This window comes from Citrobacter youngae (genome assembly GCF_003818115.1).
Lineage (GTDB): Bacteria > Pseudomonadota > Gammaproteobacteria > Enterobacterales > Enterobacteriaceae > Citrobacter > Citrobacter youngae.
This window is the reverse complement of sequence record NZ_RPOI01000016.1, coordinates 42,590-56,143: the sequence shown is the minus strand read 5'-3', so window position 1 is coordinate 56,143 and position 13,554 is coordinate 42,590. Positions and strand designations below refer to the sequence as shown.

Here is a 13,554-nt window from a genome sequence, read left to right as displayed (position 1 = left end):
AGCGACTAATGGCAACGACGAAAAACAGATGGTTATTGCGCCTCGCGCCCTGGTTTTTACCGGTAGGTCTGGTGGCGCTCTGGCAGCTCGCATCATCAATGGGCTGGCTGTCCAACCGCATCCTGCCCTCACCGGAGGGCGTGGTCGAAGCTTTCTGGACGCTTTCCGCCAGCGGCGAACTTTGGCAGCATCTGGCGATCAGCGCCTGGCGCGCGCTGATCGGATTCTCTATCGGTGGATCGATTGGCCTGACGCTGGGACTGATCAGCGGTCTTTCGCGTTGGGGAGAACGCCTGCTGGATACCTCGGTGCAGATGCTGCGTAACGTACCGCATCTGGCGCTGATCCCGCTGGTGATTTTGTGGTTCGGTATTGATGAATCCGCCAGGATCTTTCTCGTCGCCCTGGGCACGCTGTTCCCGATTTACATCAACACCTGGCACGGGATACGCAATATCGACCGCGGGCTGGTTGAAATGGCGCGCAGCTATGGGTTGTCTGGTTTTTCACTGTTTATTCATGTGATCCTCCCCGGCGCCCTGCCCTCGATTATGGTTGGGGTGCGTTTCGCTCTCGGGCTGATGTGGCTGACGCTTATCGTCGCAGAAACCATTTCAGCCAATGCCGGTATTGGCTACCTGGCGATGAACGCCCGCGAATTTCTGCAAACCGATGTGGTCGTGGTGGCCATTATTCTCTACGCCCTGCTCGGCAAGCTAGCCGATGTCAGTGCCCAACTGCTGGAGCGAATCTGGCTGCGCTGGAACCCGGCTTACCATGTGAAGGAGGCTACCATATGAACACCGCTCGCCTGAACCAGGGCACACCGCTTTTGCTAAGTGCCGTAACGAAACAATACGCCGCCAATACGGTGCTCAATCAGTTAGATTTGCATATTCCGGCCGGACAGTTCGTTGCCGTGGTAGGCCGCAGTGGCGGAGGTAAAAGTACGTTGCTGCGCCTGCTGGCTGGGCTGGAGTCGCCCACCTCTGGCGCATTACTCGCCGGAACCACCCCGCTGGCAGAGATTCAGGATGATACGCGAATGATGTTTCAGGATGCGCGTCTGCTGCCATGGAAGACGGTTATCGATAACGTGGGTCTGGGTCTGAAAGGTCAGTGGCGCAATGCAGCCCGAGATGCGCTGGCCGCAGTTGGGCTGGAGAATCGTGCTCAGGAGTGGCCCGCAGCGCTTTCTGGCGGACAAAAACAGCGCGTGGCTCTGGCGCGGGCATTAATTCATCGCCCCGGTCTGCTTCTGCTGGATGAACCCCTCGGCGCGCTGGATGCCTTAACCCGCCTTGAAATGCAGGAGCTGATTGTCTCTTTGTGGCAAGAGCACGGCTTTACCGTACTGCTGGTCACCCATGACGTGAGTGAAGCTGTGGCAATGGCCGATCGCGTTTTGCTGATTGAGGATGGAAAAATCGGACTGGATTTAACGGTGGATATTGCGCGACCACGCCGGATTGGATCGGTGCGTCTGGCAGAACTGGAAGCCGAGGTGTTGAATCGGGTGATGCAGCGTGGCGAAAATGAAGTTCAGCTACGCAAGCAAGGTTAAAAATGCCGGATGGCGCTACCGCTTATCCGGCCTACGCGTGAATGGTAGGCCGGACCCATCCGGCAATATTATCAGGCTAACGCTTTAGAGATCTTTTCGAACAGATCGCCCGACAGATTCTCCAGACCTTTCAGCTGTTCCAGCGCCGCACGCATCTTCGCCTGACGTTTTGCATCATAGCGTTTTAAACGAATCAACGGCTCAATCAGACGTGACGCCACCTGCGGATTACGGCTGTTGAGCTCAGTCAGCATGTCCACCAGGAACTGATAACCGCTACCATCTTCCGCATGGAATGCCGCCGGGTTGCTCCCCGCAAAGGCACCAATCAGCGAACGGATTCGGTTCGGGTTACTCATACTAAAGGAACGATGCTTCAGCAGGCCGCGTACCGTTTCCAGCACATTTCTCGCCGGGCTGGTGGACTGCAGGATAAACCATTTATCCATCACCAGACCGTCGTGATGCCATTTGTCGTCGTATTCCTGCATCAGCGCGTCACGACACGGCAACTGTGCTGCGACCGCCGCAGACAGCGCCGCCAGCGCATCGGTCATGTTATTCGCTTCACGGTACTGCTTGCTTACCAGCGTGTCAGCCAGATGGATTTCGCCAAAGGCCAGGAAGCGCAGGCAGGCATTGCGCAGCGTACGTTTGCCAATATCGCCATGCTCTACGCGATACTCATCAAGATGATTAGCGTTATAGATGGCGAGGAATTCATCCGCCAGCTCGGCCGCCAGCGTGCGGGTTAACGCTTCGCGTACCTCGGCGATCGCCACCGGATCGATGATGTCGAACAGTTCGGCAATTTCATTTACTGAAGGCAGCGTCAGGATCTCTGCCGCCAGTGCCGGATCGATTTTCTCATCGAGCAAAATTGCGCGGAATGCATCGGCCACGTGTACCGGCAGCGACAGCGGTTGTCCCTGCTGATGACGGGCAACGTTGAGCTTAATATAGGTCGCCAGCAGGCTTTGGGCCGCATCCCAACGAGAGAAATCGTTACGCGCATGGCGCATCAGGAAGGTCAGTTGCTGATCGCTCCATTTATATTCCAGTTTCACCGGCGCGGAGAATTCGCACAGCAGCGCCGGAACCGGCTGGAAGTAGACGTTATCAAAGACAAACGTCTGCTCTGCCTGGGTGACGTTGAGTACGGAATTCACCGGGTGCCCGCCTTTTTGTAGCGGGATCACTTTCCCTTCGTTGTCATACAACTCAAGGGCAAAAGGAATATGCAAGGGCTGCTTTTCAGCCTGATCCGGCGTGGCTGGCGTACGCTGGCTGATAGTCAGCGTGTACTGTTCCGTTGCTGGATTGTAGTCATCTCGCACGGTCAGAATCGGCGTACCGGACTGGCTGTACCAGCGGCGGAAATGGGAGAGATCGACGTTGGAGGCATCTTCCATCGCCTGCACGAAATCATCACAGGTTGCAGCGCTACCATCGTGACGCTCAAAGTACAGCTGCATCCCTTTCTGGAAGTTAGCCTCACCCAGCAGGGTGTGGATCATACGAATCACTTCCGCACCCTTCTCATATACGGTCAGGGTATAGAAGTTGTTCATTTCGATGACCATATCCGGACGGATAGGATGCGCCATCGGGCTGGCGTCCTCAGCAAACTGCAGGCCGCGCATGGTACGCACATTGCTGATACGGTTTACCGCACGTGAGCCAAGATCGGAACTGAATTCCTGATCGCGGAACACGGTTAACCCCTCTTTCAGGCTAAGCTGGAACCAGTCGCGGCAGGTGACACGGTTACCGGTCCAGTTGTGGAAATATTCGTGACCGATGACGCGCTCAATATCGAGGTAATCTTTGTCGGTGGCGGTATCGGTACGCGCCAGCACGTATTTGGAGTTAAAGATGTTCAGACCTTTATTCTCCATCGCGCCCATGTTGAAAAAATCCACGGCGACAATCATATAGATGTCGAGATCATATTCGAGGCCAAAGCGCTCTTCATCCCATTTCATGGAGTTTTTCAGCGAGGTCATCGCCCACGGCGCGCGGTCCAGGTTCCCACGATCGACATACAGTTCCAGCGCCACCTCACGCCCGGAGCGGGTGGTAAAGGTGTCGCGCAGCACGTCGAAATCACCTGCTACCAGCGCAAACAAATAGCACGGTTTCGGGAATGGATCCTGCCACTGCACCCAGTGGCGACCGTTTTCCAGTTCGCCCTGCGCAACACGGTTACCGTTGGAAAGCAGGAATGGATATCTGGTTTTATCGGCAATAATTTTGGTCGTAAAACGCGCCAGCACGTCCGGCCTGTCGAGATACCAGGTAATATGGCGAAAGCCTTCCGCTTCGCACTGGGTACACAGCGCGTCACCTGACTTGTACAGTCCTTCCAGCGCGGTATTCGCCGCTGGGCTAATTTCATTCACGATACGCAGCGTAAAACGTTCCGGCAGTTGATTGATGACCAGAGCGCCCTCTTCTTCTTTATATGCTGTCCACGGTTCATCATTCACGTGGATTGACACCAGGGTCAGATCTTCGCCATTCAGGCGCAGGGGCGCATCGGATGCACCATGACGGACAGCCTGGCTCACTGCGGTGACCACGGTTTTTTCAGCATCCAGGTCAAAGGTCAAGTCAATATCAGTAATCTGGTAATCCGGCGCACGGTAGTCGTGGCGGTATTTGGCTTGTGGCTGTTGTGTCATAAAAAAACCTTTAGCATCTTTGGTAGAGTCTCGGCTTCAGTCTATTCCTGTTGCGTAAATCACGCTACGCAGAATGTTCATCTTTTCAGGCACAAACGCCCTTTTTGCTACATTTTTATAACACGCGGCACGAATTGCCCTCGACCAGAAAGACAGCTTATGGTGTGATCGGGGTTCAATAAATCGCTAAACAGGGTATACTCCAGCGGTTTTCTTAGTTGTTTATTGTACTAAACGCTCCCGTGAGAGGATGCTACTGCGCACCTATGACACAATTCGCTTCTCCTGTTCTGCACTCGCTGCTGGATACAGACGCTTATAAGTTGCATATGCAGCAAGCCGTTTTTCACCACTACTATGATGTACAAGTAGCGGCTGAATTTCGTTGCCGTGGCGATGACCTGCTCGGTATTTATGCCGATTCTATTCGCGAACAGGTGAATGCTATGCAGCACCTGCGACTGCAGGAGGACGAGTACCAGTGGCTCTCCGGCCTGCCTTTCTTCAAAGCTGATTACCTCACCTGGTTACGTGATTTCCGCTATAACCCGGAACAGGTTTGCGTCACCAATGACAACGGTAAGTTGAACATTCGCTTAACCGGGCCATGGCGCGAAGTGATCATGTGGGAAGTTCCGCTGTTAGCGGTGATAAGCGAGCTGGTACACCGTTATCGCTCGCCCGAATCAGGCGTCCCACAGGCGCTGGCTGAGCTGGAAAACAAATTAGCAGAATTCTCTGCTTTAACGAAAGATGTCGATATGTCCCGCTTCCATCTGATGGATTTCGGTACGCGTCGTCGTTTTTCACGTGAAGTCCAGCAGGCTATCGTTAAACGCCTGCAGCAAGAGCCGTGGTTTGTTGGCACCAGCAACTACGATCTTGCCCGTCGTTTGTCATTAACGCCGATGGGAACCCAGGCGCATGAATGGTTCCAGGCACACCAGCAAATCAGCCCTGAGCTTGCCACCAGCCAGCGCGTTGCCCTGGCCGCCTGGCTGAACGAATATCCCGACCAGCTCGGCATCGCCCTGACCGATTGCATCACCATGGACGCGTTTTTGCGCGACTTTGGCGTTGAGTTTGCGACCCGCTACCAGGGTTTGCGCCACGACTCTGGCGATCCGGTGGAATGGGGTGAGAAAGCCATCGCCCATTATGAAAAACTGGGCATTGACCCGCAAAGCAAAACGCTGGTGTTCTCCGATAACCTCGATCTGAATAAAGCGATTGAACTCTACCGCCACTTCTCTTCTCGCGTGCAGTTGAGCTTTGGTATCGGGACACGCCTGACGTGTAACATCCCCCAGGTTAAGCCGCTGAATATCGTTATCAAGCTGGTCGAATGTAACGGCAAACCGGTGGCGAAGTTATCTGACAGCCCGGGTAAAACCATCTGCCATGATAAAGCGTTTGTGCGCGCGCTGCGCAAAGCCTTCGATCTCCCGCATATTAAAAAAGCCAGCTAGTCCTTCCAGGGAGCCACTTTGGCTCCCTTTTCACGTTTATTTCCGAAATCTTTCACTCCAGCTACGAATTCTGCTTGTCTGATTGCAGATGCCAGGTAACATAGGTATCCCCCCCATTATGGGTGGACATGTGTTTATATATCCGACTATTAACAGAGAGAATATTATGAGCGTTGTGCCTGTAGCCGACGTACTCCAGGGCCGCGTAGCCGTTGACAGCGAAGTCACCGTGCGCGGATGGGTGCGTACCCGCCGAGATTCAAAAGCTGGCATCTCCTTCCTCGCCGTTTATGACGGTTCCTGCTTTGATCCTGTACAGGCCGTCATCAATAATTCTCTGCCCAATTACAATCAGGACGTACTGCGCCTGACGACGGGTTGTTCAGTTATCGTAACGGGTAAAGTCGTTGCATCACCTGGACAAGGACAGAGCTTTGAAATTCAGGCCACTGAAGTTGAAGTCGCGGGCTGGGTTGAAGATCCTGATACCTACCCAATGGCGGCTAAGCGTCACAGCATTGAGTATCTGCGTGAAGTGGCGCATATGCGTCCGCGCACCAATATGATTGGTGCGGTAGCGCGCGTACGTCATACGCTGGCGCAAGCGCTGCATCGCTTCTTCCATGAGCAGGGTTTCTTTTGGGTATCTACTCCGCTGATCACCGCTTCCGATACGGAAGGTGCGGGTGAAATGTTCCGTGTTTCTACGCTGGATCTGGAAAACCTGCCGCGTAACGATCAGGGTAAAGTCGATTTCGATAAAGACTTCTTTGGTAAGGAAGCGTTCCTGACCGTTTCCGGTCAGTTGAACGGTGAAACTTACGCCTGCGCCCTGTCCAAAATTTATACCTTTGGACCGACTTTCCGTGCGGAAAACTCCAACACCAGCCGTCACCTCGCAGAGTTTTGGATGCTTGAGCCGGAAGTCGCTTTTGCCGATCTGAACGATGTTGCAGGTCTGGCTGAAGCAATGCTGAAATACGCGTTCAAAGCCGTACTGGAAGAACGTGCGGATGATATGAAGTTCTTCGCCGAACGTGTCGACAAAGACGCGGTATCACGCCTGGAACGTTTTATTGATGCTGACTTCGCGCAGGTGGATTACACCGATGCGGTAAGCATCCTGGAAAAATGCGGCAAACAGTTTGAAAACCCGGTTTACTGGGGTGTTGATCTGTCTTCTGAGCATGAACGCTATCTTGCCGAAGAACACTTTAAAGCGCCGGTGGTTGTTAAAAACTATCCGAAAGATATTAAGGCGTTTTATATGCGCCTTAACGACGACGGTAAAACCGTGGCGGCAATGGACGTGCTGGCACCGGGAATCGGTGAAATCATCGGTGGTTCTCAGCGTGAAGAGCGTCTGGACGTGCTGGATGCCCGTATGCTGGAGATGGGTCTGAACAAAGAAGATTACTGGTGGTATCGCGATCTGCGTCGCTACGGTACCGTTCCGCATTCCGGTTTTGGTTTGGGCTTTGAGCGTCTGATCGCTTATGTCACCGGCGTACAGAACGTCCGCGATGTTATTCCGTTCCCGCGTACACCGCGTAACGCCAGCTTCTAACGTTGTCGCTTTAATCATAAAGGCCAGCATTGCTGGCCTTTTTTCGCTCAGCGCATTGCTGTATTTGTCGCCTTAGATGGACTCTCATCCCGCACTAAACTCAACCCGTAAATTCCCCCTTCCTGTTACGCAATGTTTCACTGCAACATTTGAGAACAAAAAAATAATCACTATTTTTATTGTGGATTAGCACTTCATGATCAAATAGGCATTTATTACCCATTCGCACGGCATTCTGGACGGCCAAAATATGCATTTGTAAAAATGGTTCTTTTTTGCGGGGCTAGATAAAAATGTCGTTAGCAAAATTAAGTATAAGAAAATCATATAAATAGATAAAACTGAGCAAAATTCAATCGCAGGGACACCTGAAATTTGAAGTCGTTCACAAAGTTGCATAAAAATAACATTTTGTTACACATTTTTTCTTTTTGAAACTAAATCTTTATATTTGTAGCACTTTGAGAGTAGCGAAACGGTAGTTTGAATGGAAAGATGCCTGCAGACACATAAAGACACCAAACTCTCATCAATAGTTCCGTAAATTTTTATTGACGGAATTTATTGGCGGCAGTGGCAGGTGTCATATAAAAACCGATGAGGGTAATAAATAATGATGAAGCGCAATATTCTTGCAGTGGTTATCCCTGCTCTGCTGGTAGCCGGGGCAGCTAACGCTGCAGAAGTTTATAACAAAGATGGCAATAAAGTAGACATCTACGGTAAAGCGGTAGGTCTGCACTATTTTTCCAAGCACAACGGTGACAACGCCTACGCACCTAATGGCGATCAAACTTACGCCCGTCTTGGTTTCAAAGGGGAAACTCAGATTAACGACCAACTGACCGGTTACGGCCAGTGGGAATACCAGTTCAGCGGCAATAACTCCGAAGGCGGTGACGACTCTCAGAATGGGAACAAAACCCGTCTGGCGTTTGCTGGTCTGAAATTCGGTGACGCAGGTTCCTTCGATTACGGTCGTAACTACGGCGTCGTATACGATGCACTGGGTTACACCGATATGCTGCCAGAATTCGGTGGCGATACTGCGGCTTCCGACCAGTTCTTCTCTCAGCGTAACGGTGGCCTCGCGACTTACCGTAACTCCAACTTCTTCGGTCTGGTTGAAGGCCTGAACTTCGCTGTTCAGTACCTGGGTAAAAACGAGCGTGATGACGTTCGTCGCTCTAATGGTGACGGCGTTGGCGGCTCTGTAAGCTACGAATTCGAAGGCTTCGGTATCGTCGGTGCATACGGCGCGGCTGACCGTACCGATGCCCAGCAAAACCCGCTTCTGCGCGGCCATGGCGACAAAGCTGAGCAGTGGGCTACCGGCGTGAAATACGATGCTAACAACATCTACCTGGCAGCGAACTACAGCGAAACCCGCAACGCAACCCGCATTTCTAACGGTTATGCGAACAAAACTGAAGACGTACTGTTAGTTGCTCAGTACCAATTCGACTTCGGCCTGCGTCCGTCCCTCGCCTATACCAAATCTAAAGGTAAGGATATCGAAGGTATCGGTGACGTAGATCTGGTGAACTACTTCGAAGTGGGCGCGACTTACTACTTCAACAAAAACATGTCCACCTATGTTGATTACATCATCAACCAGATCGATTCTGACAACAAACTGGGCGTAGGCTCTGACGACACCGTTGCAGTGGGTATCGTTTACCAGTTCTAATAGCAGACCTCTTTGCTAAATGCCTAAAAAACAGGACTTCGGTCCTGTTTTTTTATATCCGCCAGCGGATTCTTGCGTCTTCAAAAAACACCCCTGCTTTTCGTCACTAACGGTTGGCATTTTGTAAATCTACCGTTAACCTGATAGCGGACTTCCCTTCTGTAACCACAATGGAACCTCGTCATGTTTGAGAACATTACCGCCGCTCCTGCCGACCCCATTTTGGGCCTGGCTGATTTGTTTCGTGCCGATGACCGCCCGGGGAAAATCAACCTCGGAATCGGTGTATATAAAGATGAGACAGGCAAAACGCCGGTACTGACCAGCGTTAAAAAAGCCGAGCAATATATCCTGGAAAATGAAACCACCAAAAACTATCTTGGCATTGACGGTATTCCAGAGTTTGGTCGCTGCACTCAGGAATTACTGTTTGGTAAAGAAAGTGCTCTGATTAATGAAAAACGCGCGCGTACCGCACAGACCCCTGGTGGTACGGGCGCCCTGCGTGTGGCCGCTGATTTCCTGGCAAAAAACACCAGCGCAAAACGCGTGTGGGTCAGCAACCCAAGCTGGCCGAACCATAAGAGCGTATTTAATTCTGCTGGTCTGGAAGTGCGTGAATATAACTATTACGATGCTGCAAACCATTCACTGGGCTTTGATGCGTTGCTGGCAAGCCTGGCTGAAGCACAAGCTGGCGACGTCGTATTATTCCACGGATGCTGCCACAATCCGACCGGTATCGATCCGACGCTGGAGCAGTGGCAAACGCTGGCTCAGCTGTCAGTCGAAAAAGGTTGGTTACCACTGTTCGACTTCGCCTACCAGGGCTTTGCGCGTGGTCTGGAAGAAGATGCAGAGGGTCTGCGTGCATTCGCCGCGCTGCATAAAGAGCTGATTGTCGCCAGCTCCTATTCCAAAAACTTTGGTCTGTACAATGAGCGCGTAGGTGCCTGTACACTGGTTGCAGCTGATGCTGAAACCGTTGACCGTGCCTTTAGCCAGATGAAATCGGTAATTCGTGCGAACTACTCCAACCCGCCAGCCCACGGTGCATCCGTAGTCGCCACAATTCTGAGCAACGATGCGCTGCGTGCCATCTGGGAACAGGAACTGACTGACATGCGCCAACGTATTCAGCGCATGCGTTTACTGTTTGTCAATACGCTGCAGGAGAAAGGTGCAAACCGCGACTTCAGCTTTATCATCAAACAGAACGGTATGTTCTCTTTCAGCGGCCTGACAAAAGAACAGGTTCTGCGTCTGCGTGAAGAGTTTGGTGTCTATGCCGTCGCTTCCGGACGTGTAAACGTCGCAGGAATGACGCCAGATAACATGGCACCGCTGTGCGAAGCGATTGTCGCAGTGCTGTAATTTATTGCGCATAAAAAGGCCGCAATCGCGGCCTTTTTATTTATCTGCGGTGTTACCAGACTGGCATTTCATCCTGCAGGAACGGGTTATGTAGCCGTTCGTTACCCAGCGTAGAAAGTGGGCCGTGACCCGGGATAAACGTCACGTCATCACCCAATGGCAAGAGTTTACGTTTAATCGAATCAATCAATTGGCTGTGATCCCCACGCGGGAAATCACTGCGCCCTACGCCACCTTTGAAAATCACGTCGCCTGAAATCAGTAACTTTGATTGTTCATCAAAGAAGACAACATGCCCTGGCGTGTGACCCGGGCAATGCAGCACCTGTAAGATTACGTTGCCGACGCTAATCCGATCGCCTTCGTTTAGCCAGCGATCGGGCGTCAGCGGCTCACAATCGCCCAGGCCAAACATGCGGCTCTGAGCAGGGAGCCCCTGTAACCAGAACTCATCTTCTTTTTCCGGACCAATAACCGGAACACCATAATGCTGTGCCAGTTCAGCCGCTGCCCCTACATGGTCAAGATGTCCATGGGTAAGCAGGATCTGCATGAGCGTCAGACCGCTGGCATCGACTTCCTGTTTGATTTTCTCGGCATCACCGCCGGGATCGACCAGTGCGGCCAGACGCGTCTGCTCACACCAGATTAGCGAGCAGTTCTGGGCGAATGCAGTGACCGGAATAATACGATAGTTCATACAGCTCCTGTTTCATTAAGCTTACGGATCACCAGTGCCGTGCAGGCCCGGTGTCGATATGCACAAAGTTACTGCTGGGGTAGTATCCTACACCACCTGCGCGCATAGATAACGCAGCTTTGCGAATATTGCTTAATGCGATGCCTTCAATGTGGAAATCCATGGCCTGGCCTTTCGTGTGGTAGCTTTTCTTTGCCACACCACGACTACGTGCACGGAGTTCGTTATTGGTATCGATGGAACGATAGCCGGAGATCAGTTGTACGGGTTTACGCGTACCCAGCAATCCCTGCAGACGGAAGAGTTGATCAAACAATCCCGGGTCGATGGATTTCACTTTATTCGCCCGAAAGTCACGGAAAAAGTGATTAAGTTTTGCTAATTCGTCCTGAATATAGCCCCTGCCATCAAAAAACTCTGCTTTTATTGACTCACCGGTATGCAGGTTATTCAGAGTCAATATACGCGGACGTGGGGTGGAGAGTGTAGCAAACGCAGGCGTAGGCAGGATGGCAGCGCCGAGGGCAATGCCACCAAGCGCCAGCAGTTTGCGGCGATTAGCGTCAAATTTGTCCATGGTATTAAGGTCTACAGGTCAATGTTATCGTATGTATGCTCTAGCGCACGCGGGAAACCTTATCTGGCTAAGTAGTCCACGTCAAGGCTCCCAAACCCAGGAAATACGGGGCTTGCAGCCATCCTGCCCCGTTTTCGTCATAACTTACGACAATCATTTTCCTCGAACTGCTTCATTTATCTGATTAATTGCTCAGCTTTCGACATGATTTGTGCGCTGGATCGCGCTGTCTGATCGTAATTGTAAATATCTGTTCGATACTGCGTACGTCCATCGCTTCCCACAAAGGCAGTCAGATAGTACAGGTTGACCGGAATATTCTGGCGGATATTTACATACCGCGTATCCCCTTGCTTCAGGGCATCCGAGATGCGCGTATCATTCCAGCCAGCATCCTGCAGCAGCATATTCGCCAGTTCCGAGGCCTTATTCACGCGCACACAGCCAGAACTTAGCGCCCGAGTATCCTTCTGGAACAAATTATGGTTTGGCGTATCGTGCAGATAAATGGCGTCCGAACTCGGCATATTGAATTTATAGCGACCCAGCGAATTACGCGCGCCCGGTGCCTGCTGGAAGCGGAACGGCAGATTTGAGGCGGTGATTGTAGCCCAGTCAACCTGCCACGGATCTATCGTCTCTTTGCTGTTCCAGCCGCGCATTACAGTATACCCGTGACGCTCAAGGTACCCCGGATCGTTCCACAATTTAGGCAGAATATCTTTTCGGGCCAGCGTCGGCGGCACGTTCCACGGTGGATTTACAACCACATTATTCAACGCGCTGCTCATCATCGGCGTTTTACGATCGGGACGTCCGACAATAACACGGGAAGCCAGCACCTGATTTCCGTTCTGATAATAAACCAGCGAGTAGGCTGGGATGTTTACCATGATGCCGGTAGACAGATCGCTCGGCAGCAGGCGCAAACGCTGAATATTTAACGCCAGTACGCCCGCGCGTTGAGCAGGCGTCACGTTCAGCCAGTCACGCGTCGCAGGGCCAATCGTGCCATCGGCCCCCAGCCCCTGCCATGTCTGAAAACGTTTCACCGCGTCAACAAGTTCGCGATCGTAGGCGCTACGCCCTTCTTTGGCAGAAGTGCTGACACCGGCGTTCAGCATTCCGGTACGACGCAGAATTTCGCGCAGCGCCGGGATATCATTACTCCATTCACCGGGACGCAACGTCGTGGTGCTGGTTAACCGTGGCCAGGGTCGCGAATCCCCCACCAGCTTCAGCAACGACTCATGCATCGCAGCATACTGTGGATGCTGAGGTGTAAGGCTGGTGATAAATGAAGTTAGCTGACCGTTGTCCAGCGCTACCTGCCATTGGTTAACAACGGAGAGCGGTGGCGTTGCCAGTGCATAAGGCTTATCGCTGTAGAGCCAGCGGCTACCTTTGACGGGGATATTGGCAATAAAGTGCAGATAGCCCATCATCGCATCAGAAAGCACAGTATCACGTGCCAGGCCTGTGACTGCCGGGTCAGTTAGTAACGCAACCCAGGCGTTAAACTGCGGCTGAAACCCGGCAATCGCCACCTCGGCTAACTGTTGTTGAAAGGCTTTTACCGCATCACGATTTTCCCACATCGGTTTCATTTCGCGTGCGGCATACAGTAATTCCAGCTGGCTCATATAAACCGGCGTATAGCCTGCTGGTAGCTGAGATTGCAATTCAGCGCGGGCTTTGTCCACAGATGTGCCATTGGGCAGAGACTGAATTCCCGCCATCACACCTGTCGCGTAAGATTGTACCTGCGGTTGCGATAACGCTGTAGGCTGTTCGCTGACGGCCGCAGAGCTGTCGCCAGGAATCATTTCAGGCTCATCAGCCTGCGCGTTGAACAGTGGAGCGAATGTTACGGCCAGGCACAAACTGATTGCCGACAGCCGACGACCACACATTTTATTAAGCAACATC

Annotated in this window: 10 protein-coding genes; 6 read left to right on the top strand and 4 right to left on the bottom strand. The window is 52.3% G+C overall.

Annotated features, from left to right (window positions below; all coding sequences use genetic code 11):
* The first annotated feature begins 8 nt into the window (after nucleotides 1-8).
* Nucleotides 9-800, top strand: a complete 792-nt coding sequence (gene ssuC, locus EHN13_RS13300; protein ID WP_124021538.1) for an aliphatic sulfonate ABC transporter permease SsuC — start codon at nucleotides 9-11, stop codon at nucleotides 798-800.
* Nucleotides 797-1,564, top strand: coding sequence for an aliphatic sulfonates ABC transporter ATP-binding protein (gene ssuB / locus EHN13_RS13295; RefSeq protein ID WP_124021537.1), 768 nt, complete (start codon nucleotides 797-799; stop codon nucleotides 1,562-1,564). Before ssuC ends, ssuB begins: the two co-directional genes overlap by 4 nt.
* 71 nt (nucleotides 1,565-1,635) lie before the next feature.
* Here the strand turns inward: ssuB and pepN are convergent, their stop codons facing one another.
* Complete coding sequence (gene pepN / locus EHN13_RS13290) at nucleotides 1,636-4,248, bottom strand: aminopeptidase N (protein ID WP_124021536.1); 2,613 nt, start codon at nucleotides 4,246-4,248, stop codon at nucleotides 1,636-1,638.
* A 266-nt stretch (nucleotides 4,249-4,514) separates the two neighbouring features.
* On the opposite strand from pepN, the gene pncB reads away from it, so the two are divergent.
* The 4 genes from pncB to aspC all read left to right on the top strand — a co-directional run bounded on the left by pncB (nucleotide 4,515) and on the right by aspC (nucleotide 10,348).
* Nucleotides 4,515-5,717: a nicotinate phosphoribosyltransferase gene (pncB, locus tag EHN13_RS13285; RefSeq protein WP_101742835.1), complete on the top strand. Its 1,203-nt coding sequence runs from the start codon at nucleotides 4,515-4,517 to the stop codon at nucleotides 5,715-5,717.
* Between the two features lie 166 nt (nucleotides 5,718-5,883).
* Nucleotides 5,884-7,284, top strand: a complete 1,401-nt coding sequence (asnS, locus tag EHN13_RS13280; protein WP_048212128.1) for an asparagine--tRNA ligase — start codon at nucleotides 5,884-5,886, stop codon at nucleotides 7,282-7,284.
* Nucleotides 7,285-7,897: 613 nt separating this feature from the next.
* Complete coding sequence (gene ompF / locus EHN13_RS13275; RefSeq protein WP_048212129.1) at nucleotides 7,898-8,974, top strand: porin OmpF; 1,077 nt, start codon at nucleotides 7,898-7,900, stop codon at nucleotides 8,972-8,974.
* Nucleotides 8,975-9,157: 183 nt separating this feature from the next.
* Entirely contained in the window at nucleotides 9,158-10,348 is a 1,191-nt protein-coding gene (aspC, locus tag EHN13_RS13270) for an aspartate transaminase (RefSeq protein WP_124021535.1), read from the top strand.
* A 52-nt stretch (nucleotides 10,349-10,400) separates the two neighbouring features.
* Here aspC and EHN13_RS13265 read toward each other — a convergent pair whose 3' ends face one another.
* The 3 genes from EHN13_RS13265 to ldtD all read right to left on the bottom strand — a co-directional run bounded on the left by EHN13_RS13265 (nucleotide 10,401) and on the right by ldtD (nucleotide 13,553).
* On the bottom strand, nucleotides 10,401-11,048 hold the full coding sequence (locus tag EHN13_RS13265; RefSeq protein WP_124021534.1) for an MBL fold metallo-hydrolase: 648 nt from the start codon (nucleotides 11,046-11,048) through the stop codon (nucleotides 10,401-10,403).
* A 28-nt stretch (nucleotides 11,049-11,076) separates the two neighbouring features.
* Nucleotides 11,077-11,625 (bottom strand): peptidoglycan L,D-endopeptidase MepK, encoded by a 549-nt coding sequence (gene mepK / locus EHN13_RS13260; RefSeq protein WP_003831948.1) that lies wholly within the window; start codon nucleotides 11,623-11,625, stop codon nucleotides 11,077-11,079.
* 176 nt (nucleotides 11,626-11,801) lie between these two features.
* Entirely contained in the window at nucleotides 11,802-13,553 is a 1,752-nt protein-coding gene (ldtD, locus tag EHN13_RS13255) for a L,D-transpeptidase (RefSeq protein ID WP_115602301.1), read from the bottom strand.
* Nucleotide 13,554 lies beyond the last annotated feature (1 nt).